The sequence below is a fragment of the Pseudoalteromonas sp. SR41-7 genome, assembly GCF_014163935.1.
In the GTDB taxonomy this organism is placed as follows: domain Bacteria; phylum Pseudomonadota; class Gammaproteobacteria; order Enterobacterales; family Alteromonadaceae; genus Pseudoalteromonas; species Pseudoalteromonas distincta.
Genome location: NZ_JACJEF010000007.1, coordinates 96535 through 117636 on the forward strand (window position 1 = coordinate 96535; position 21102 = coordinate 117636).

The following is a 21102-nucleotide window of genomic DNA, read 5'->3' on the forward strand; positions in this document are numbered from 1 at the left end:
TAATACAAAATAAGGCAGGTAATATACCTGCCTTAGTTAATATAACTATTAGCGTATTAATTTAATGCACACTTACATCACTTAACGCAGTTTTTAAGCCGCTGTTATTTTGCTTAAGTACGCTAAAACTGCCATCGGTTTCTAGCACTACGGCAGCTACATCTTCTATGGCTAATATACCCGCACCACGAATAGCAGCGCGAATTTCTGATTTAGTTACGCGCTGTGATTTAAGGGCTGCCGTGCAATATTCACCATCACTCAGTAACAACGTGGGCTCTGCTTTTATGAGCGCTGCAAATTTTGACGAGCGCACACTAAGCCATGTAATAACATATTGCAGCCCTATTAATACGACAAAGGCAAGTATGCCCTCAGCTAACGGAACACTTTTTGAAATAATCACCGAGGCTAAAATAGAGCCCAGCGCAATGGTGACTATAAAGTCGAACACGTTCCATTTTGAAAGCGTACGTTTACCCGATACACGCAACCAAAACACCAGTGCGATATAACCCAGTACACCTATTGTAAGTACACGTAATAACCCCTGAATATCATCGTAAAACATAGTGGCTCCTTGCTATTAAAGGTGGCAATTAGCTTTTACTTATAACCCTACATGGCGCTAAGTTAAATAACGATGAATAAAGTGCCTGCATCTACTTTGTTAGTTGTTTTACAAACTTAATTTTACTTAGCTCTGTGCTTTGATTATCAACGTAGCCACAAACATGATAATCATTGGTGATTAGCATAGTCAGCATTTGAGGAAACCGGTTCATCGATTTTACGTGTATATCGGTAAAGCCTTGTTCATAAGCCCACTTTTCTTGTTGGACAAGTAATTTTTTAGCAATACCTAATCTACGATAGTTAAAATGCACTCCACCAAGCCAACTATAAAATTGTGTATTAGATAGCTCATAGCCAATTTTAAAACCAACTAATGTATCTTCTTTATGTGCTACTAATATCAATGTTTTTTTGTTTTCTAAACGGTTACGTAAAGTGTCACTATCAATGGCTGTTAGTAGTTCAGGGATATATTCACTCACTGCGGTTATATCATCAATGGTGCCTGTGGTTATAGTTATAGTTATAGTTATAGCCATAAAATTCCTTGTTTTTATTATATGATTTGACCTAGACAGTTTAAATTTAAACTACGGTTGATTATGATGGTTTAAGCATTATATCTCTATTTTCGCTTTTTAATTATTAGAAAGGATCACCATGTCTAACTATAACGAATCTCCAGAACAAGTTGAACAGGCCACTCAGGGCTTTGTTATGCAACAAACTATGTTACGTATTAAAGATCCAAAGCCGTCGCTCGAATTTTACCAAAATGTATTAGGTATGAAGCTGTTAGGTAAGTATGATTTTCCTGGTATGAAGTTTACGCTTTACTTTTTAGGCTACGAACAAGAATTACCGCAAGGTGATGATAGAACTAAAGCAGAATGGGTGTTTCGTCGCCCTGCGCTAATTGAGTTAACCCATAACTGGGGCACTGAAAGCGACGACAGCTTTGAGGGCTACCACAGCGGTAACCAAGAGCCCAAAGGCTTTGGCCATATTGGTATTAGCGTACCGGATGTTTACGAAGCCTGTGAGCGCTTTGCAAAATACGATGTTGAGTTTGTTAAAAAACCAGATGATGGCTCAATGAAAGGCTTAGCATTTATTAAAGACCCTGACGGCTACTGGATTGAAATACTATCTGCCGAAGGTATTGCTGATATTATTCTTTCTCAGTAATAATAAGCTGCTATAAAAAGAGCTTAGTTGTAATCTCCACCAGCAACTAATTACCAATTTAGAACCACTGGTTTTGTTACCTTGCTTTTAAGTGAGGTAACCCATTTAAAACGTTTTAGGTAATTAGTTACCCGCCCCGCTGTATTTTAAGCATAAAAGGAGATTTAAATGCTCATTGGCATCATAGAAGATCATCAATTAGTAAGAGACAGCTTTAAAAAGCTTTTAGAGTTACAACCAGATTGGAAAGTAATTATTGAAGCGTGCAGCGTGACAGAAGCCAAGCTGGCTGTAGAGCTTGAACAACCTGATATATTTATTGTTGATATATCGCTTAACGGCACTGAAACCGGCCTTTCTTTTTTGTCGTACCTTGAAGAGTTTTTCCCGCATATTAAAAGTATTGTTGCCTCCATGCACGACCACGAACCTTATGTAAGCAATGCTTTGCGATTAGGTGCTTTGGGTTATGTGTCTAAGCGCTCTGCCTCTGATGAGCTAATAGATGCAGTTAAAGCGGTCGCTTTAGGTAAAAGGTACATTAGTGAAGACGTAAATTTTTCGATGAGTAGCGAAAATTTAGCATTAACTGTGCTTACTAACAGAGAGCTTGAAGCCCTTCCGTTATTTTCTAAGGGATTAAACGCTAAACAAGTTGCGCAAATACTCGAAATAATGCCTAAAACAGCACATGTACACAAAGCAAACATATACAGCAAACTTAATGTTACGACCTCGTTTGAACTGCTAAAAATTGCAATTGATGCGGGAGTAATACAGTTAGATGAACTTACCTAACGTTTCTTCTTTATCTAATGTTAGTTTTACTACCGCATACAAAGAGGTAGCTAAACAGTTATTGGTGGGGCTAATTTACTTTATTGCTTCACTCGCCGCTTTTTGGGTTAGCCAAAACCTTGAAACCGTACCCGAGAGCAGCGCTATATTTATTCCCGCAGGCGTAAAAATTGCGTTTTACTTACTCACTCCAACACGATACTGGCTCACCTTATGGATTGTGTCACGCGCTTTAGCTGCGCAGCTTGGTTTAACATACAGTGGGGTTTGGGAGTTTGATTTATTTCATGGCTTTTGGCAGGAGCTTTGTTTTATAGCGCTTGTTTATGTGTTTAAAAATAGCCGTTGGCCGCCAAGCATTAACGACAGCCTAGGTATACTTTCGTTAATACTGCTTTGTGTTGCGAGTACATCTATAAAGTGGTTTTTGTTTGCCAGTGCGTTTGAATTTACAAATGTATTGGTTGCTAAAGAGCTACTGCAGTATCAGTTAAACATGTGCTTGGGCGATATTACTGGCTCGTTGTTAATTGCCCCTTTTATTATGTTAATTTACGATTCTAAATACAGTTTTAACACAGTCAGGCTCACTAAGTTATTTGGCCTAGTAGCCACTTTAGTGTGTTTTATATTAATTGTATTTTTTGTCTATGCGGTTCGCCCAGACACCTACCCGCTATTAAGGCTTGCATCGTTATTACCGATAATTTGGTTTTCGTATAAGTATGGCTCGTTAGGGGCTGTAAGCAGTGCAGCGCTTATTAACGCGTTAATAATTGTTGAAGCAAGCATTACGCACGAGCCTAGCAATACCTACATTAGCCAGTTATTTATTTTAGCAAACGCAATTACCAGTATGGTTTTAGGCGCTGCAATTACTGAGCTTAAACGTAAAAACAACGAGTTAAAGCAAACCAATAAAGAGCTTAAAGAGCAGCTAACTCAAAACACGGCGCTGGCTGCCAAAATGGTGTCGGTGCAAGAAAACGAGCGAAAGCACCTTTCGCAAGAGTTGCATGACGAATTAGGGCAAAACCTAACGGCATTAAAAACAGATTTAGCTATTTTGTCGCACCTTAGTAACGAAGATACCCAATCGTTTGTGACTACATTAAAAAACAATGCTAATTCGATGTATGACTCTGTTTATCAATTAATGCATTATCTTCGCCCGCGTGAGCTAGATGAACTCGGTTTAGAAAAGGCAATAACACAAGGGCGACTAAAAAGCTTACTGCACAAGGCAAATATTAGGTATCAGCCACAATTTAAGTTAGATAATAGCCTTTCAAAAGATCACGAAATAGCTATTTACCGAATTTGCCAAGAAGCAGTAACCAATTGTATGAAGCACAGCAATGCCAGCAAACTGATTATAAATATAATAAACAGCGACGAATTTATTGAGTTAACAATTAGCGATAACGGGACTTTAGTAACCCCAACAGATAACTCAGGTCACTACGGTTTAGCGTTTATAGAGGAGCGCACTACGGCATTAGGCGGCACTTTTAAGGTGTTTAAACAAAATGGCTTTACCATTAAAGTAAAGCTGCCTTTGAGTTTTGATGGCGCAATTAACTAGCAAACATGAACTTGTTTGGTATAAAACTTTTGCCTTAATTGGCCTTCGTCAAGGTGGTCGGGATTAACTTGGATCTCGGCTTGATTACCTAATAGCTGTAATAGCATGCCTTTTGATATTAGATAGTTGCCTAAACTTGATTTTACAATCACTTCTTTGCCTATGGCTTCTTGTAAGCGTGGCGTAGGTAGGCTCGGATGGCTAATTGGTTTTAAGCCCTCAGCTGAGGTAAATAAGTTTATGCAATGCTCTTTAGCTGCAACAATACTTTCGTTTTTACTTTTAATTACATCTACATTATTTAAAAAATGAATTAGTGCTTGGTTAGCCCGATCAAACTCTGCTGATACGTCATCTATATTGCGGGCGGTTGCCCATTTTCGCACAACTATATATTCGTTTTTTTTAAAACGAATTAAGCTTATTGAGGCTCCTGTCATTCTGCTATTCCACTCAATGCGGTAGCAATCAGTTCCTAAGCTGTGAAGCAACACGCTCATGCTTCCAAAATCCTTTGTACTTTCATCAATCAAGCTCATTTTCGATCCCTTCACTTGCAAGTTACAAGGAGTGTATAAACGATTGCTTAAGTAATAAATCATCCATATTCTTAATCGCTCTAGGAAAATGGCTTATATAAATTTTGGAATTAGTGGCTTTAAGTTAATAACTAATATTACATACAAAAAAGCGAGTGGTTTAGCTAACTCCTAATAATTAATTTGTAAGTGATTTATAGCTTATTTATAAGCCCAGGCATCGGTTATTCTTACTTGGCAATTGTTATAACTGGCCGCTTGTTTTTGCGCAATACCTCTTACTCTAAAGTTTGTTGAATCATTAGGAAGTATTATTAGGTCTTCGTCGGTTATTGATAGCGTATCGACTAGCGTGTTTTGATCTGTTAAAAAATCGACCTTAAACTTTATATTTTTAAAGGCGAAGTTTGATTCGTTTTTTACCTGCCCTATACATGCAACATACAATGCATCGTTTTCATTTTTAGTATTAATTTGGCTTACATTAGCGATTAAGTTTTTTTGTGCTTGGTCTTCAAGCCCTGCTACATAAATATTTTGATAAAAAATAAACCCAAAAATACCAACAATACTGAGCGCTAATGCACCAATAATAATGGGATTGTTTTCTAAGTTAGAATATTTAGCTTGAAGTGAGGTGCATTGCGGGCATTTTTTAGCCCGTGAATCTATAGTGCTAAAGCACATAATGCATTTTTTAGTGTGTTGCACCTTTTCCACTACAATAACCGTCCTTGTTAAGTATTAAATGTTAAGTATTAAAACCAGCAGCATTGCTGACTTTAAGGTATTTTAGTTTACTCATGCTAAAGAACCCCGTAAACACATATAGCTTAAAAAAGTAACGATTTTATAAACCAACACAAGATACTGTATATAAATACAGTTCATTGTATTTTTGCATTTTAACGTAAACATAAAAAAGCCAGCGGTTAAGCTGGCTTAGAATATTTACTAACTTACATAGTTACTTGCGTAGTGCGTCTATTCGCGCATCAAGCGGCGGGTGCGATGAAAACAGCTCAGCAACACCTTTGCCACTTGCAATACCAAAAGCCATCATTGAGCCTTCTAATTGCGAAGGATGGTTTTGCTTTAATCGCTCAAGGGCGGAACGCATTTTATCAGCACCAACTAGTTTTGCTGCGCCGCTGTCGGCTGCAAATTCACGTTTACGGCTGTAACTTGCAACCACTATGCTTGCTAGTACACCAAATAATACTTGGAATAACATATCGAATAAGAAGTATGTCCAGCTACTGCCGCCCTCTTCTTCATCGCTATTAATAAAGTTATCTACAATGCCTGCCAGTACTTTTGCGGCAAATATTACAAAGGTATTTACCACGCCTTGTATTAGCGTAAGCGTTACCATGTCGCCGTTAGCCACGTGCGATACTTCGTGGGCGAGCACGGCTTCGGCCTGATCTTTGGTCATGTTCTGCATTAAGCCTGTGCTTACTGCCACTAACGAGTTGTTTTTACTTGGGCCCGTTGCAAACGCGTTCATTTCTGGGCTGTCGTAAATAGCCACTTCTGGCATTTTGATACCTGCTTTTTGTGCTTGCGCAGATACCGTTTGTACAAGCCAATGTTCGGTTTCGTTTCGAGGCTGCGTAATTACGTGCGCGCCTGTTGATTTTTTAGCGATCCATTTCGACATAAATAACGAAATAAACGATCCACCAAAACCAAATACTGTGGCTATAAGTAAAATTCCGCCAAGGCTACGATGGCTTAAGCCCAGCGCACTCATTATTATTGAAAGCACTACACCTAATACCAACATAACCGCTAGGTTAGTTAATAAAAACAAAAATATACGTTTCATATTGTCCTCACAAAAATAGGTTTGATCACCGAACATAAAATTAAATTAGGTTAAAGCAACCACTGCGTTATGACACACTATGTCATAACGTTAGCTCTATTCTGTGACAAACTATGTCATAACACAAGTGTTATTTATGTGTTTATTGATAATTTTTTTAGGAAGGGTTTTACAGCAAATTTAAGACTAAAGTTTCTTTATAAGTCAGCTTATTACAAGCTGTTATTAAGCTCTGCCATATCAATCGGAAAACCACGCTCACCTGCCAATATGCGTGCAACTTCGTCAATTTTGTCGCCGCTATTATGTTTAAGGTACGACCATTGGTGGGTACTTCGGTGATGATTTACAGCAGGATCGCTACTTATTATTCCTAATTTTATAAACTCACCCACTATTTGATCTGCCGCTATTAACGTTGACGATGCTTTAACATTTTCGGCCCGTGCGTAACTAATATGCGAATATAAACTTACATCGGCTACGCGCAAAGTGTCGTCATCCCCTGGGATTTGTTGCCCGCCATACAAGGCATTATTTTGTGTGCTAGCAGTTTTAAATGCAGGTACAAACTCGGCTACATAATCAATTGCTGTTTGGGTGCGTGTTTGCAAGGCTGCTTCATCCCAGCCATCTTTAATATAATGCAGGTATTTATTGGGAAGTTTAGGTTGTGCGCTCATTGGCGTTGCATCAGCTAACCCATCATTAAACAATGTAATGTTGTTAGTCATGCCATGTATTTGAAAATACCCGTTAGGGTAAGGGGTTAGCTGCGCCATACCTTCTGGCGTACCACGGTTACCATAAATAATTATTTCGGGTATTTGCCCACCAGCACCTTGCCAATGAGTTATATAAGAGGCTTTAAATTCAACCATGCGTTTTACATCTACCCCAACCAAGTCATCAATAATACCGGTTTGAAAACCACACGCATTAATTAGGTAATCTACCTCAATGGTTTGCGTATCGGCTTGTGTATTGGTTGAAGTATCAGGTTGTTCATCAAGGCTTGGCTCTGATTGGTATTCAATGCGCCACTTAAGTGTTTGCTTATCATTATTGGTATTTATAACTGGCGATACATTTTTAACACTGGTACTTGTTAAAACGTGAGCGTGTTTGTACTGTGCAAGAGCGAGTTGTGCACTGGCCGATAAACGAAAAATATTCCAGCCATATTCTTGTGCAACAATTAGCGGAAACTTTAGCTTATCTAAATCTAAATGCTTAGCAACGGGTATCATCCACTCATCTAAAGACGTGGGCTTGGCTACTTGTTTTTGTTTAGCAAGCTTTAGCATTTGCTCATAACTATATAACTGATAATAATGCTCTGGCTCGCCTAACACTTTATTAGCGCTATCTTGCTCTACAAGCTCGCTGTATGCTTTTACTAATTTATTTAAACGCGGAAATAAGTCCTCCGGTGAGTCGTCATCGCGTTTAGGCACTGCAAATACTGTGGGGCGAACATCGATGGTGTAAGGATAAAGGCGCGCAATATCTATACATTGCTTGAGTAAATCTATGCAGTCTTCGTCGGGTATTTCACGATATAAGTTGCCACCCGCATGCAAATGGCACATTGGAGGGCCATCAATTAACGACTTTTTCTTTTCGAATACGTAAGTTTCTAACCCTAACGCAGCAAGCCTGATGGCTATTGTTGAGCCAGCTGTGCCTCCACCTATTATACCTACGCGTTTTTTAGGTAAGCCATAGTTTAGTGCTTTTGGCTCAGCGCTTACGTGCGCATCTGGGGCGTAGTTTTCAATAAATGGGGGCGTCATATAGTCGTTATGTCCTTAGTCACATTGTCTTTAAGCAAGCTATGTATTTATAAACGTTTATATGTGTACTAAGGCTGACTATTTCAAGATTTACCTAAAAAAGTAACTTTTTTAAAACCACTTAAGTGTTTATAGATAACGCACTAAGCAAGCTTTTGTATATTTGTAACTTAGGAGTTTGCTCGCTGTATGGGCTTATAGCAAGTATTGGAAACGGTAAACGTGCTTTAAGTGAATCAAGGTTTGCTTGGTATTCGTCCATGTTTTTATCTACTTGGTTTGCAATCCAGCCAACGCAGTTTATACCCATACTTTGCATATGCGCAGCGGTTAGTAATGCATGATTTAAGCAACCTAGCTTCATACCAACAACAAGTATTACCGGCAGTTGCTCTGCTTTAACCCAGTCGTATAAATAATCGTTTTTATTAATAGGTAATGCCCAACCACCAGCACCTTCAGTAAGGATAATGTCAGCACCTTGTTGTTTTACATTTTTATAAGCATCACTAAGTTTATCAACAGTAATACTTACCCCAACTTGCTCAGCGGCTATGTGCGGCGCAATAGGTGGTGCAAACGCAAACGGATTTACTACGTCGTATTTAGCGCTCACTGTTGCACTTTCCATTAGTATAAGGGCATCGGCGTTTACTAGCTGATCGAATGCCATTTCGCAGCCAGCAGCAAGAGGCTTAAAACCAATTGCTTGTTTTTTGTGTTGGGCAAGTAACTTTAATAGCAAACTGGTAACGTGGGTTTTTCCGGCATCGGTGTCGGTGCCTGTTATAAAAAATTCTTTCATGCGTTGCCTTTAATGTCTTTGGGCTTATTTAGTGTTTTTGTAATGATAACAGCACCACATGATAAGACACACATGCTTTATTATTTATAAGCGGATACGCACTGCATACTTTTTGTAGCGCCGATTTGGTAAGTAACCCTTGGCGCGTATTGGTATGATTTTGCGTTGTTGCACCAATAGCCTTAATTGAAGCAATAGCTTTTAAAGGTGTTGTGTATTCATCGGTGTAAATACGTTTTTTAGCACTATTAATAGTAAAGCCTGCCTTTTTGACTGATTGGTTTATATACAGTTCACTATTAAAGGTATTTATGTGGCTGTTAGAATCAAGCGCGGCAAAGGCCGTTTTTATTTCGTTTAGTGAGCCTTCTACCACAGTGCTTATGTACGCCTGCCCGCCTGGTTTTAATATGCTGTAAAGTGATTGCATTAAAGCCGAAAAATTAGCAGACCACTGCACTGCAAAATTACTGTAAATAACATCAACACTGTTTGCTTGTAGCGGTAAGTTATCCATATCGGCGCATATTTTGGGTGTGGTTAAATCACTACTTTGCAGCATGTTTAAGCTCAAATCCATGGCAATAACGCTTGCAAACACACTTTGTAAGGTATGCGTATTAACAAGCGGGCCTGCGCCTAAATCAACACAAAGCTTATTTTTATTAAAGCCTGGTTTTATGAGTGAAAATAGATCGCTCGCAGCATGTTTTTGTACATTTGCATGGGTGTTATAACTCGCCGCCGCTTTTGAAAACTTACTTTGTGTAGACTTTTTAAGCTCCTTGTTTAGCTCTCGATTTGGCTCCTTATTTAATTCTTTATTTAAATCGCTACTCACTAGGCACGGTTTTACAAGTTGTGTTTGCACTAGATCTGTTTTTAATACTGGCTGAGCAGTCATGCTATTGCACCTACTAAATGTTTAACTAAATGCGTTATGTCTTGCTCGGTATGTGCGGCGGTTAAAGTAATGCGTAAACGTGAGGTGTTATGTGCAACCGTCGGCGGTCTAATTGCAGTGAGCCAAATACCCTGTTGTTTTAGTTTATCTGCCGCTTGTAGCGTTTGCTCAGCGCAGCCTAATACAATGGGCTGTATGGCTGTGTTTGACTCCATTACAGCAATATTATGGCTTTTAGTGAGTTGCTTAAATAATGCAATATTGGCATTTAGCTTATCGCGTTTATCATCAGCTGTTTTTATGTTTTTAATACGCGCAAGAGTGTGACTTGCCATAAGCGGCGACATGGCGGTTGAATATGTGTAATCGCGATTAAACTGCAGCATGTAATCAATAAACTGCTGGTTGCCTAATACACACGCGCCACTACTGGCAACGGCTTTGCCAAAGGTAACAACCAGTACCTCGGGTAGTACTATCCCCTCATCTAGCAATGCTTCGCAACTGCCTAAACCTGTTTTACCTAATGCACCAAAGCCGTGTGCGTCGTCAATCATTAGCCATGCGTTGTGCTGTTTTGCTAAGACGAGTAATTCTTTAAGAGGCGCGGTATCGCCATCCATCGAAAACACGCCTTCGCTTATAATTAGCTTGTTTTGCGCTTTTGATTTTTCGAGCCGTGAGCGTAAATGATTCATGTCGTTGTGATTAAAACGCACTAAAGCCGCGTTACAATGCAGAGCACCGTCAATCAAGCTTGCATGATTTAACTTATCTTGAAAAATAGCGCTGTTTTGCGCAGCCGCTTTATCTTGAAACAACGCTTTAATTACGCTGCTATTAGCGCTAAACCCTGAATTAAATAACATTCCTGCGCCATAACCAAATTGCTCACATAAGTATTGCTCAAGCGCTTTTTGCTGCGCCTGATAACCCGTAACCAATGCAGAGCTGTGACTGCCTAATGCGTAGGAGTCATTAAGGTTTACAGCCTCATCCCCAAAGCCTAAGTAGTCGTTACTGGCAAAGTTAAGATAGGTTTTATTATTAACCGTTATGGTGCGCGCTGTAGCGTGCTCTACTACATTGCGTTTACGAAGCAGCGCATCTTGCTGGCGAGCCTCAAGATGCGTATTTATAAAATCAAAAGGCATAGATATAAAAGCCTACGCTTCGTAAAACAATTCAGACGTTGCTTTGTCGGCTACTTGCGATGAAAGCGAGGCTTCTACTGCTTCGTCTGAATAGTCGTGACGTTTTTCTGGGTTCATGCCTAATTTTTTAATTAGGTTCATATCAGCATCAGCGTCTGGGTTTTCGGTGGTAAGTAGTTTGTCACCATAAAATATTGAGTTAGCGCCTGCAAAAAAGCACATTGATTGCATTTGCTCGTTCATGGCATTACGCCCTGCCGATAAACGTACATAACTGTGTGGCATCATAATACGCGCTGTTGCTATGGTACGTATAAATTCAAAGTGATCTAAATCGTCTACGTTTTCAAGCGGTGTGCCTTTAACTTTAACCAGCATATTAATAGGCACGCTTTCTGGCTGTTGTGGCAAATTAGCTAGTTGCATAAGTAGTCCAAAGCGGTCGCTTGCTTGCTCGCCCATGCCGACTATTCCGCCCGAGCATACTTTCATACCGGCATCGCGTACGTGGTCAATGGTATTTAATCTATCTTGAAAAGTACGGGTTGATATAATTTGCTCGTAATACTCAGGTGACGTGTCAAGGTTGTGATTGTAGTAATCAAGCCCTGCGTCTCTAAGTTCATGGGCTTTTTCGTTAGTGAGTTTGCCTAGCGTCATACAGGTTTCTAACCCTAGCTCTTTTACTTCTTTAACCATTTGCGAAATGTATGGCATGTCTCTGTCTTTTGGATCTGACCATGCAGCCCCCATACAAAAACGAGTCGCGCCTTTTTGTTTTGCAAGGCGAGCTTGCTCTACTACTTTTTCTACCTCTATTAAGCGTTCGCGTTCTAAATCTGTTCGGTAATGGCCCGACTGCGGGCAGTACTTACAGTCTTCTGGGCAAGCGCCTGTTTTAATTGATAACAAGGTAGAAATTTGCACTTCATTTGGGTTGAAGTTAGCACGGTGAACCGATGCGGCTTTAAAAAGTAAATCGTTAAATGGCATTTCAAATAATGCTTTAACTTCAGCGTGGGTCCAATCGTGACGAACAGGTGCAAGTTCCATAATACTCTCTTATTTTTTTCTCAGCGGTGATATTGGCTTAGTCTACGAGTTGAAGTACCATTGTCAACGAAGCCCACCAAGTTAAAGTTTACATATGATTAAAAAGAATACGATTGACCTTGATTTTGATCGTGAGCACATTTGGCACCCATACACATCTATGACTAAGCCAATTCCGGTATACCCCGTTACACATGCAAATCACAATATTATTCACCTCGAAACTGGCGAGCTATTAATCGATGGTATGGCCTCGTGGTGGAGCGCAATACATGGCTATAATCACCCTGTTATAAATAACGCCATGATTGAGCAAATTAATAATATGAGCCACATTATGTTTGGCGGTATTACACATAACAGTGCGGTAGAGCTGTGCAAAAAAATAGTAAATATAACGCCGCCTAGTTTAACTAAAGTATTTTTAGCCGACAGCGGCTCGGTAAGTGTTGAAGTGGCAATAAAAATGGCCCTGCAATATTGGTTAAGCCAAGGCATTACAACAAAACAAAAATTAATGACGCCTTACAAGGGCTACCATGGCGACACGTTTGCAGCCATGAGCGTATGTGACCCCGTTAACTCAATGCATAGTTTGTATAGCGGCTTTTTACCTGAGCATGTTTTTGTACCTGCACCGGTGAGTAAGTTTGGCAGCGAATTTAACCAGGCAGAAGCCCAAGAGCTTGAAGCGTACTTTAAAGCAAACCACAGCCAAGTAGCCGCCTTTATCATTGAGCCTATTGTACAAAACGCAGGTGGTATGAACTTTTATCACCCTGATTATTTAGCCTGCGTACATAAATTGTGCACCCAATATAATGTACTACTAATTTGCGACGAAATAGCCACAGGTTTTGGCCGTACAGGTAAATTATTTGCTGTAGAGCACGCCAACATAGAGCCCGATATAATGTGTATTGGTAAAGCATTAACCGGCGGCTCAATGACGCTATCAGCCACTATAACTAGCGATAAAATAGCGATTGGCATAAGCGAAGGTGAAGCAGGCGTTTTAATGCACGGCCCTACGTTTATGGGTAACCCGCTTGCCTGTGCAGCGGCCTGCGCAAGTATTGATTTATTACTTGAACAAAACTGGCAACAACGAATAAAGCAGCTAAACACCCAGCTACAACAACTTAATAAATGCAGTGAACTAGATGCGGTTGCCAATGTGCGTACCTTAGGAGCAATAGGCGTTGTTGAACTGAACGAGGCTGCGGGCAATGTTGATGTTGCTAAAATTCAGGCTTATTTTGTAGAGCAAGGTGTATGGATACGCCCATTCGGTAAACTAATTTACCTTATGCCACCGTATATAAGTGACGACACAAGTATAAAAACACTGTGTGATGCCATTTATAATGCCATTAAAGGCAAGCATTACGCTTAATAGTCGGTCTCAATAACTAATCCTAATACAGGTTATAGCGCTATTTGCTGTAACCTACCGCTACATTTAGTGTTTTTATCTATTAAGCGAGTTTGTAGTTATTGATCTCGTTAACTATTAGCTATATGATAATGTCTATCATTTACAATTACCTTTTTGGACTTCTTTGCTATGAAATTACTATTTAAACCAGCCAAAACTTTAGGTGCAAGCCTTTTACTAGCCTCGGCGTTTATGGCTCAACCAGTATTAGCTAACGGCCCTATTGGCGAGCATGTTAATCATCTTCAAGCTAACCTTAAAAGTTACGCAGAAGAAGTAGAATGGATGGTAGGCAAAGTTGATACCATGGTAAGCGACTACGATACTAAGGGCGCAAAATCTGTAAAAACTGATGATTTAATTGAATATTGGGAATCAGTTAAGTTTCACAGCGCAATAGAAACTAACTTTGTACCAGTATACGCTTCTATTTGGCAGGGTCTTTATGGCGTAAAAATGGCCATTGATAATAAAGAGCCTGCTGAGGAAGTTCGTAAACAGCAAAAAGCGATGAACATAGCCTTGTGGCAAGGCCTTGGGGCTGTTAAGCTTGCTGCAAAATTCCAGCAAAAAGGCTTGTTAGACACTGTAAAAGCAACCGCTACAACTCAAATGACACAAAGTGCCACAATTGATGAAATTAAGCACAAATTAGACCGTGTAGTAGCAAAATTTGCTGAGCGTTTACGAGACGAAGCAACTGAAATTGTTCACGATACTTATCTGCACCTGTTTGAAGGCGTTGAAGGTACACTTATTGAACAAGATGCAAAACTAGTTGAAGTGCTGGAAAAAGACTTTAACGTAACACTGCCACAAGCCATTAAAAACAGCAAAAGCGTAGACGAAGTACGCGATGTGATCAGTGATATGCAAACAAAATTAGACCGCGCTAAGGTTTTAATAGAAAAAGCCGAAAAAGCACGTAAGGATGTATTTTAAGTGAAGCGTAGGACCTTTATTCAAGGCCTAGCTGCGTTAGGGGTGGTTGGCTCATTGCCACTGCCTCTTTCTCGTGCGCTAGCCGCTGATATAGCAAACCCTGTTTCTGTTGACGATTTACCAAAGCTTAAAGGCGAGTTAACGCTTTATTTAGGCCGAGGCGAAGGTGGTTTGTATGAAAACGTATTACAAGCAATCCAGAAAAAAAATCCAGACTTTAAACTCGGTATACGCCGAGGTCCTACTGCTGCTTTAGCAAATACCATTGTTGCAGAAGCTAAAGCTGGCGTTCGCCGCGCTGATTTATTTTGGGCAGTTGATTCAGGCGCAATTGGTTTAGTAACCGATGCTGGCCTTGCGCAACCCATCCCAGGTGATTTATCTGCTCAGTTACAACCACAATTTAGATATAAAGAGTGGGCACCTGTAACTGGCCGCATTCGTACATTGCCATATAACACGTCGCGTTTGACTAAAGATCAAATTCCAACAAGTATTATGGAAATTGCCGACAGCGATTTAAGTATTGGCTGGGCGCCCGCCTACGCTTCTTTTCAATCGTTTGTAACCGCAATGCGAATCTTAGAAGGCGATGACAAAACCGCTAAGTGGCTTAAAAAGATTCAAAAACGTGCTAAAACATACGCCGGCGAGCTAGGTGTTGTTATGGGCGTTGAACGCGGTGAAGTTGATATTGGTTTTGCTAATCACTATTACACTTTGCGTTTAAAATCAGGTAAGCCTGATGCCAAGCTAGATTTAGCATTTACACAAAATGATGCGGGCTGTTTAGTTAATGCATCGGGTGTATTAGCGCTTAACGACGATCCGCTTGCAACTAACTTTATGCGTTACTTACTAAGTAAAGAAGTACAAGGTTACTTAGCCAGTGAAGCGTACGAAATTCCGTTAGTAAATGGTATTACCCAACCTGAGGGTTTACCGTCACTTGCTAATATTTCTCCACCTAAAGTAGATTTAACACAGCTAGCTGATTTACGCCCTACTATAGATTTGATGCGAAGCAGCGGCGTATTGTAATGAAAATACCTGCCTCTTATCCAATGGCGCTGCTTGCAGCGCTTGTTGCGCTTACCCCTGTTTATGTATTAATTGTGCTTGCAAGCGATGCGAGCTCAGTGTTTGACACCCACAACCTGCAAATTTTAGGTAACACCTTATCGTTAATGGGTTTAACGGTACTTGGGTCTATTTTAATTGGTGTGCCACTGGCGTTTATTAGCGCGTATGTGCATTTACCATTTAAAAAGCTCTGGCTGGTTGTTTTTGCAGCCCCACTGGCAATTCCCAGTTATATTGGCGCATTTACACTTTATGCTGCTTTTGGCCCCGGTGGCGAAATAAATACCTTAACAGGAATAGAAACACCATCAATGTATGGCCTAACAGGTGCCGCCATTGTAATGACGCTTTATACCTTCCCGTTTGTAATGATGACAACTCGCTCATCCCTACTGAGCCTTGATGCAAGCATGGTTAATGCCGCACGAACGCTGGGCATGTCGATGACGCAAAGTATATTTAAAGTTATATTACCGCGCGTAGTTAACGGTATTGCAGCAGGCTCTTTGTTAGTCGCGCTTTATACGTTATCAGACTTTGGTACGCCCGCAATGATGCGCCTAGATACCTTTACCCGCGTAATTTATGTTGAATACAACGCCTTTGCGTTAGGGCGCGCTGCAATGCTTTCACTTCAGCTGATGGTTATTGTTGGTTTTTTACTTTTAGTTGAATCACAAATAAAAACAGCACCTGAGCGCCATGGTCGCCCGTTAATTTTATTTCCAAGTAAAGTACAATTAAGTGCCATGTTTGTTACGTTTGCACCTGTTTTACTGCTTGCTATTGGCTTGCCTTTGGCTATATTTTCGCTTTGGTTAGCTCGCGATGGTTTTAGCTCATTTGATTTTAATATTGCGTGGAACTCTACGTATGCATCGGGTATTGCGGCAATTGTAGCCGTTATCGTTGCGATCCCCGTTGCACATGCTGCACTGAGTGGAAAAGCGGGTCGTATAATGGAGCGTGTTACTTACTTTGGTTTTGGTATTCCGGGTATAGTAATGGGCACAGCGCTTGTTTACGGTGGTTTGCAGTTACCGTTTTTATATCAAACACTGGGATTGCTTATTATTGCTTATATGCTGCGATTTTTACCACTTGCTGTGGGCTCTGTTAGAACAAGCACTGAGCACTTAGATCCAAGCTTAGTAAAGTCTGCGCGCGTATTAGGGGCAAGCCCACGTGAAGTATTTACTCGCATAACATTGCCTTTAACTATGCGCGGTATTATTGCCGGTGCAGCACTGGTGTTTTTAGAGTCAATGCGCGAACTAGAAGCCACGCTACTACTTGGCCCAACAGGGTTTGAAACCCTCTCTACATATTTATGGCGTGTATACGAAGCGGGCTATTTTGGTCGCGCCGCGATTCCAGGGTTATTGTTAGTAGTGATATCTGCCTGCGGGTTAGCTATTATGATGTCTGGCGAAAAACGCAACCAGTTTGAACATTAAGGATTTAAGAAACAATGCTATCTGTAAGTCAGTTGTCTATAGATTATGGCAGTAACCGCGTAGTAAGCGATTTAAACTTATCGCTAGGTGAAAACGAAATCCTTATGCTTGTAGGGCCAACAGGTTGTGGTAAAAGTACAATTTTACAAGCCCTTGCTGGCCTTATACCTATTAGCGAAGGCGAAATAAACACAGGTAAATGGCGCGCTACACCCAAATTAACAATACCTCCTGAAAAACGCAGTGTAGGCATGGTATTTCAAGATTTTGCGTTATTTCCGCACTTAACCGTACAGCAAAACATTTGCTTTAGATTAAAAGATACAGCCCCTGCTGAGTATTGGATAAACCTACTTGGGTTGAGCGATTTTAGAGACAAAAAACCAGCAACGCTTTCTGGCGGACAAAAGCAGCGCGTTGCACTTGCGCGTACCCTTGCCCACCAACCTGACTTTGTATTACTTGATGAGCCGCTTTCAAACTTAGATGCCGCTCTTAAAGACATGCTTCGTTGGGATATTAGAAACGCACTTAAAGCCGCTGGCGTACCGGCGATTTGGGTAACACATGACCAAGAAGAAGCACTCTCAGTTGGCGATCGTGTTGGTGTGCTTAAAGGCGGTAAAATTCAGCAAATCGATACACCCGAGCGCTGCTTTAGTACCCCAAACAATCGCTTTGTAGCACGTTTTTTAGGTGAAGCCAGCTTTATTAGCGGCCAATTTAGCCAAGGACAAGCCACTACCTCAATTGGTAATGCGCCAGCTCATGGCGTTGACTGTGAAAGTGGCGACGTTGATGTACTACTACGCCCTGACGATGTATTGCTTGTACAAAGCAGTGTTGGTAATAACGGCGAAGTGATTTGGGTACGCTTTGAAGGTGGCAGCCGCTTGTGCGCTGTAAAACTTGCGTGTTCTACGGTGGTAACTAGCCGAGTAAGCCATGAAGTTGTGGTAAACCCAGGCGACGAAGTGCATGTATCACTAAGCACATCGCACCCACTAGCCGTTTATAAATCTATAGATTAATATCTATACCTAACTCAAAGTTAAGAGGAAACCCCATGAACGGACCAAACCCCAATAATCCTTCACCAATGGAAGGTTTTCCTCAAGTAGGTTTTTTAAAAAACTATATTACTTCTATCAATATTGAAGTAGGCGATTATACATATTATGACGATCCTGATGGCCCTGAGAATTTTGAAAAAAATGTGCTTTACCATTTCGATTTTATTGGGGATCGTCTGATCATAGGTAAGTTTTGTGCGATAGCTAAAGACGTTACTTTTATAATGAATGGCGCTAACCATCAAACTTCTGGATTTTCTACTTATCCATTTTTTATATTTGGTAATGGCTGGGAAAAATTTGTACCAAAATCAAATGATTTACCCTTTAAAGGCAATACAGAAATTGGTCATGATGTTTGGATTGGTTATAACGCTACAATTATGCCCGGGGTAAAAATTGGCAGCGGCGCTATTATTGCCAGTAAATCAGTTGTTACCTGCGATGTACCTGCTTATAGCGTTGTAGGTGGAAATCCCGCTAAAGTGATAAAAACCAGATTTGACGATAAAACAATAAATACGCTGCTAGATATAGCTTGGTGGGATTGGAGCAATGAAAAAATCACTGCTCATTTAGATGCCATTACACAATGCGATATAAAAGCCTTATCTAATCTCTAAGTGATTACCACTCAAACATGTAGGCCATTTTACTTATTGTTTTTAGCGGCACATTATGTGAGTTTCGTTTAGCGTATAGGTGCTGCATAGCTTTGTCTTTTACTTCACCCACTATCACTTCTTTTACTTGATAACCTAAAGCAACGGCAGCTTGAGAGTAAGCTATAAATTCCCACTTTTTAATATTGGTGTTATCTACAATCACCAATGGAATGCCTTGAGCAAGTGCATTTATAAAGCGCGCCAAATTTAAATTATGAAATTGTGGTAACTTAAATTTATCGAAATGATATTCGCCCTGCTCATTATTAAAGTAATCATCAGTTGAGCAAATTAGATACTGACTTTCGTCGGCTCCACCTAATTCGTCAGCAAGGCTTTGCGCGTAGTAAGACTTACCACTTCCTGGTAGTCCTCGTAAAATAAAAACTTGTTTCATAGCATCGATTTTTTAAGGGTGAATAAATATTAATTTAGTTTGGATGTTAATAATGCCACAAAATCATTAAATTTCAGAGCAACAAATCATAATAGTGGCAATTAAACTCTAAAAACTGTTTAAAAATAAACCGCATGCATAAAAACTTTTAAAGAGTTGCCCACAATAGTTTTTTTATTTAACTTTACTAGGTAAGATACAGGGTTCAAGTGCAGCGCCGTTTATGTGCAATTTATGCCCGCGTGTTGCGCACAGTTAAAATAAAATAGTTAGGCAACTTATATCATTGGAGTGAAGATGAGCCATTTAGCGATTTCAGAGCTATTAAAAGGCAATGTTGCGGTAGACAGCCAAGTAACAATTAAAGGCTGGATCCGTACTCGCCGCGATTCAAAAGCAGGAATTTCATTTTTAGCCGTTCATGACGGTTCGTGTTTTGATCCTATTCAAGCGGTAGTTCCTAATTCACTGAATAATTATGATGAAGTTACTAGCTTAACAGCCGGTTGTTCTGTGTCGGTTACTGGTGTTTTAGTTCAATCTGCTGGCCAAGGTCAATCTTACGAAATTCAAGCTAACTCAGTGACTGTGTTAGGTTGGGTAGAGAATCCAGATTCATACCCAATGTCGGCAAAGCGCCACAGCATTGAGTACTTACGTGAGCATGCTCACCTTCGCCCTCGTACAAACATGATTGGCGCAGTAACACGTGTACGTAACTGTTTAGCACAAGCTATTCACCGTTTTTACCACGAGCAAGGCTTTTACTGGATCAGCACGCCAATCATTACGGCAAGTGACTGTGAAGGTGCGGGTGAGATGTTCCGTGTATCAACGCTTGATATGCAAAACTTACCACTTACAGACAAAGGCGAAGTTGATTACAGCGAAGATTTCTTCGGTAAAGAAGCATTCCTTACTGTATCTGGTCAGTTAAATGGCGAAACTTACGCGTCTGCAATGTCAAAAATTTATACATTTGGCCCTACATTCCGCGCAGAGAATTCAAATACATCTCGCCACCTTGCAGAATTTTGGATGGTAGAACCTGAAGTAGCGTTTGCTGATTTAGAAGATATAGCAAAATTGGCTGAAAACATGCTTAAGTATGTGTTTAAAGCCGTACTTGAAGAGCGCCGTGATGACATGGAGTTTTTTGCACAACGTGTAGAAAAAACCGCAATTACGCGTTTAGAAGAATTTGTAGATAAAGACTTTGCACAAGTTGACTACACAGACGCTGTAGAAATCCTTAAAAACTGTGGCAAAAAGTTTGAGTACGCTGTTGAATGGGGTGTAGATTTACAGTCTGAGCACGAGCGTTACTTAGCTGAAGAGCACTTTAAAGCACCGGTAGTTATTAAAAACTACCCTCGTGACATTAAAGCATTTTACATGCGCCAAAACGAAGACGGTAAAACTGTTGCCGCAATGGACGTTGTAGCACCTGGTATTGGTGAGATCATTGGCGGTTCACAACGTGAGGAACGCCTTGATGTACTTGATGCACGCTTAGAAGAAATGGGCTTAAACAAAGAAGATTACAGCTGGTACCGCGATTTACGTAAATACGGTAGCGTGCCGCACTCAGGCTTTGGTTTAGGCTTTGAACGCTTAGTTGCTTATGTAACAGGTATGGGCAACGTACGTGACGTTATTGCCTTCCCTCGTACTAAAGGCAGCGCAACTTACTAATATTTAGTAAGATGTATATAAATACTAAAAACCAGCCAATAGGCTGGTTTTTTTGTGTCTTTAATCTACCGAATAAAAAAGCCGCAGCACTCAAAGAGCACCACGGCTTTCAACCAGAATAAG

General features: G+C 40.4%; 21 protein-coding genes. 10 read left to right on the top strand and 11 right to left on the bottom strand.

Annotation, left to right across the window (positions count from 1 at the left end; genetic code table 11):
- Positions 1-61: 61 nt before the first annotated feature.
- Together H5092_RS11605 and H5092_RS11610 are read right to left on the bottom strand one after the other, a co-directional pair.
- Entirely contained in the window at positions 62-571 is a 510-nt protein-coding gene (locus H5092_RS11605; RefSeq protein ID WP_182715502.1) for a DUF421 domain-containing protein, read from the bottom strand.
- Between the two features lie 91 nt (positions 572-662).
- Positions 663-1115 (bottom strand): GNAT family N-acetyltransferase, encoded by a 453-nt coding sequence (locus H5092_RS11610; protein ID WP_220492521.1) that lies wholly within the window; start codon positions 1113-1115, stop codon positions 663-665.
- Between the two features lie 121 nt (positions 1116-1236).
- Here H5092_RS11610 and gloA point away from each other — a divergent pair, with 121 nt between their 5' ends.
- The 3 genes from gloA (at position 1237) to H5092_RS11625 (ending at position 4147) form a co-directional block, all read left to right on the top strand.
- Positions 1237-1764 carry a lactoylglutathione lyase gene (gene gloA, locus H5092_RS11615; RefSeq protein WP_182711227.1) on the top strand — a complete coding sequence of 176 codons (528 nt, stop codon included), beginning with the start codon at positions 1237-1239 and terminating at the stop codon, positions 1762-1764.
- Positions 1765-1932: 168 nt separating this feature from the next.
- Positions 1933-2562 (top strand): response regulator transcription factor, encoded by a 630-nt coding sequence (locus H5092_RS11620; RefSeq protein WP_024589303.1) that lies wholly within the window; start codon positions 1933-1935, stop codon positions 2560-2562.
- Positions 2549-4147 carry an MASE1 domain-containing protein gene (locus H5092_RS11625; protein ID WP_182733548.1) on the top strand — a complete coding sequence of 533 codons (1599 nt, stop codon included), beginning with the start codon at positions 2549-2551 and terminating at the stop codon, positions 4145-4147. The genes H5092_RS11620 and H5092_RS11625 overlap by 14 nt, the downstream gene beginning before the upstream one ends.
- On the opposite strand, the gene H5092_RS11630 is transcribed toward H5092_RS11625, so the two are convergent.
- From H5092_RS11630 to bioB, 8 genes are all read right to left on the bottom strand, one after another.
- On the bottom strand, positions 4144-4686 hold the full coding sequence (locus tag H5092_RS11630) for a hypothetical protein (protein WP_182733549.1): 543 nt from the start codon (positions 4684-4686) through the stop codon (positions 4144-4146). The two genes, H5092_RS11625 and H5092_RS11630, sit on opposite strands and share 4 nt — an antisense overlap.
- 201 nt (positions 4687-4887) lie before the next feature.
- Complete coding sequence (locus H5092_RS11635) at positions 4888-5406, bottom strand: hypothetical protein (protein WP_310736012.1); 519 nt, start codon at positions 5404-5406, stop codon at positions 4888-4890.
- 247 nt (positions 5407-5653) lie between these two features.
- Positions 5654-6517 carry a protease HtpX gene (gene htpX / locus H5092_RS11640; protein ID WP_182733550.1) on the bottom strand — a complete coding sequence of 288 codons (864 nt, stop codon included), beginning with the start codon at positions 6515-6517 and terminating at the stop codon, positions 5654-5656.
- 212 nt (positions 6518-6729) lie between these two features.
- Positions 6730-8313, bottom strand: coding sequence for an FAD-dependent oxidoreductase (locus H5092_RS11645; protein ID WP_182733551.1), 1584 nt, complete (start codon positions 8311-8313; stop codon positions 6730-6732).
- A gap of 121 nt (positions 8314-8434) precedes the next feature.
- Entirely contained in the window at positions 8435-9118 is a 684-nt protein-coding gene (bioD, locus tag H5092_RS11650; RefSeq protein ID WP_154903079.1) for a dethiobiotin synthase, read from the bottom strand.
- A 28-nt stretch (positions 9119-9146) separates the two neighbouring features.
- The gene (locus tag H5092_RS11655; RefSeq protein ID WP_182733552.1) at positions 9147-10022 is read right to left on the bottom strand and encodes a methyltransferase domain-containing protein; all 876 of its coding nucleotides are present in this window, start codon (positions 10020-10022) and stop codon (positions 9147-9149) included.
- Complete coding sequence (locus tag H5092_RS11660) at positions 10019-11176, bottom strand: 8-amino-7-oxononanoate synthase (protein ID WP_182733553.1); 1158 nt, start codon at positions 11174-11176, stop codon at positions 10019-10021. The genes H5092_RS11655 and H5092_RS11660 overlap by 4 nt, the downstream gene beginning before the upstream one ends.
- 12 nt (positions 11177-11188) lie before the next feature.
- Positions 11189-12229 carry a biotin synthase BioB gene (bioB, locus tag H5092_RS11665; RefSeq protein ID WP_002961242.1) on the bottom strand — a complete coding sequence of 347 codons (1041 nt, stop codon included), beginning with the start codon at positions 12227-12229 and terminating at the stop codon, positions 11189-11191.
- 94 nt (positions 12230-12323) lie between these two features.
- Between bioB and bioA the strand changes: the two genes are divergently transcribed.
- From bioA to H5092_RS11695, 6 genes are all read left to right on the top strand, one after another.
- Entirely contained in the window at positions 12324-13625 is a 1302-nt protein-coding gene (bioA, locus tag H5092_RS11670; RefSeq protein ID WP_182733554.1) for an adenosylmethionine--8-amino-7-oxononanoate transaminase, read from the top strand.
- 171 nt (positions 13626-13796) lie between these two features.
- Positions 13797-14609, top strand: a complete 813-nt coding sequence (locus tag H5092_RS11675; RefSeq protein WP_002961238.1) for a hypothetical protein — start codon at positions 13797-13799, stop codon at positions 14607-14609.
- Positions 14610-15650 carry an extracellular solute-binding protein gene (locus tag H5092_RS11680; protein WP_096793161.1) on the top strand — a complete coding sequence of 347 codons (1041 nt, stop codon included), beginning with the start codon at positions 14610-14612 and terminating at the stop codon, positions 15648-15650.
- Complete coding sequence (locus H5092_RS11685) at positions 15650-17149, top strand: iron ABC transporter permease (protein WP_024597048.1); 1500 nt, start codon at positions 15650-15652, stop codon at positions 17147-17149. The genes H5092_RS11680 and H5092_RS11685 overlap by 1 nt, the downstream gene beginning before the upstream one ends.
- A gap of 14 nt (positions 17150-17163) precedes the next feature.
- Positions 17164-18180: an ABC transporter ATP-binding protein gene (locus H5092_RS11690; protein WP_007586793.1), complete on the top strand. Its 1017-nt coding sequence runs from the start codon at positions 17164-17166 to the stop codon at positions 18178-18180.
- A 35-nt stretch (positions 18181-18215) separates the two neighbouring features.
- Entirely contained in the window at positions 18216-18845 is a 630-nt protein-coding gene (locus tag H5092_RS11695; RefSeq protein WP_024604311.1) for a Vat family streptogramin A O-acetyltransferase, read from the top strand.
- Positions 18846-18849: 4 nt separating this feature from the next.
- Here H5092_RS11695 and H5092_RS11700 read toward each other — a convergent pair whose 3' ends face one another.
- On the bottom strand, positions 18850-19284 hold the full coding sequence (locus tag H5092_RS11700) for an ATP-binding protein (RefSeq protein ID WP_002961231.1): 435 nt from the start codon (positions 19282-19284) through the stop codon (positions 18850-18852).
- A gap of 297 nt (positions 19285-19581) precedes the next feature.
- Here H5092_RS11700 and asnS point away from each other — a divergent pair, with 297 nt between their 5' ends.
- Positions 19582-20979: an asparagine--tRNA ligase gene (gene asnS / locus H5092_RS11705; protein ID WP_024596826.1), complete on the top strand. Its 1398-nt coding sequence runs from the start codon at positions 19582-19584 to the stop codon at positions 20977-20979.
- Positions 20980-21102 lie beyond the last annotated feature (123 nt).

Bases quoted from the DNA above. Each gene is read 5' to 3' on its own strand.
- H5092_RS11605 (WP_182715502.1), bottom strand. From the start codon at position 571: ATGTTTTACGATGATATTCAGGGGTTATTACGTGTACTTACAATAGGT.
- H5092_RS11610 (WP_220492521.1), bottom strand. From the start codon at position 1,115: ATGGCTATAACTATAACTATAACTATAACCACAGGCACCATTGATGAT.
- gloA (WP_182711227.1), top strand. From the start codon at position 1,237: ATGTCTAACTATAACGAATCTCCAGAACAAGTTGAACAGGCCACTCAG.
- H5092_RS11620 (WP_024589303.1), top strand. From the start codon at position 1,933: ATGCTCATTGGCATCATAGAAGATCATCAATTAGTAAGAGACAGCTTT.
- H5092_RS11625 (WP_182733548.1), top strand. From the start codon at position 2,549: ATGAACTTACCTAACGTTTCTTCTTTATCTAATGTTAGTTTTACTACC.
- H5092_RS11630 (WP_182733549.1), bottom strand. From the start codon at position 4,686: ATGAGCTTGATTGATGAAAGTACAAAGGATTTTGGAAGCATGAGCGTG.
- htpX (WP_182733550.1), bottom strand. From the start codon at position 6,517: ATGAAACGTATATTTTTGTTTTTATTAACTAACCTAGCGGTTATGTTG.
- H5092_RS11645 (WP_182733551.1), bottom strand. From the start codon at position 8,313: ATGACGCCCCCATTTATTGAAAACTACGCCCCAGATGCGCACGTAAGC.
- bioD (WP_154903079.1), bottom strand. From the start codon at position 9,118: ATGAAAGAATTTTTTATAACAGGCACCGACACCGATGCCGGAAAAACC.
- H5092_RS11655 (WP_182733552.1), bottom strand. From the start codon at position 10,022: ATGACTGCTCAGCCAGTATTAAAAACAGATCTAGTGCAAACACAACTT.
- H5092_RS11660 (WP_182733553.1), bottom strand. From the start codon at position 11,176: ATGCCTTTTGATTTTATAAATACGCATCTTGAGGCTCGCCAGCAAGAT.
- bioB (WP_002961242.1), bottom strand. From the start codon at position 12,229: ATGGAACTTGCACCTGTTCGTCACGATTGGACCCACGCTGAAGTTAAA.
- bioA (WP_182733554.1), top strand. From the start codon at position 12,324: ATGATTAAAAAGAATACGATTGACCTTGATTTTGATCGTGAGCACATT.
- H5092_RS11675 (WP_002961238.1), top strand. From the start codon at position 13,797: ATGAAATTACTATTTAAACCAGCCAAAACTTTAGGTGCAAGCCTTTTA.
- H5092_RS11685 (WP_024597048.1), top strand. From the start codon at position 15,650: ATGAAAATACCTGCCTCTTATCCAATGGCGCTGCTTGCAGCGCTTGTT.
- H5092_RS11690 (WP_007586793.1), top strand. From the start codon at position 17,164: ATGCTATCTGTAAGTCAGTTGTCTATAGATTATGGCAGTAACCGCGTA.
- H5092_RS11695 (WP_024604311.1), top strand. From the start codon at position 18,216: ATGAACGGACCAAACCCCAATAATCCTTCACCAATGGAAGGTTTTCCT.
- H5092_RS11700 (WP_002961231.1), bottom strand. From the start codon at position 19,284: ATGAAACAAGTTTTTATTTTACGAGGACTACCAGGAAGTGGTAAGTCT.
- asnS (WP_024596826.1), top strand. From the start codon at position 19,582: ATGAGCCATTTAGCGATTTCAGAGCTATTAAAAGGCAATGTTGCGGTA.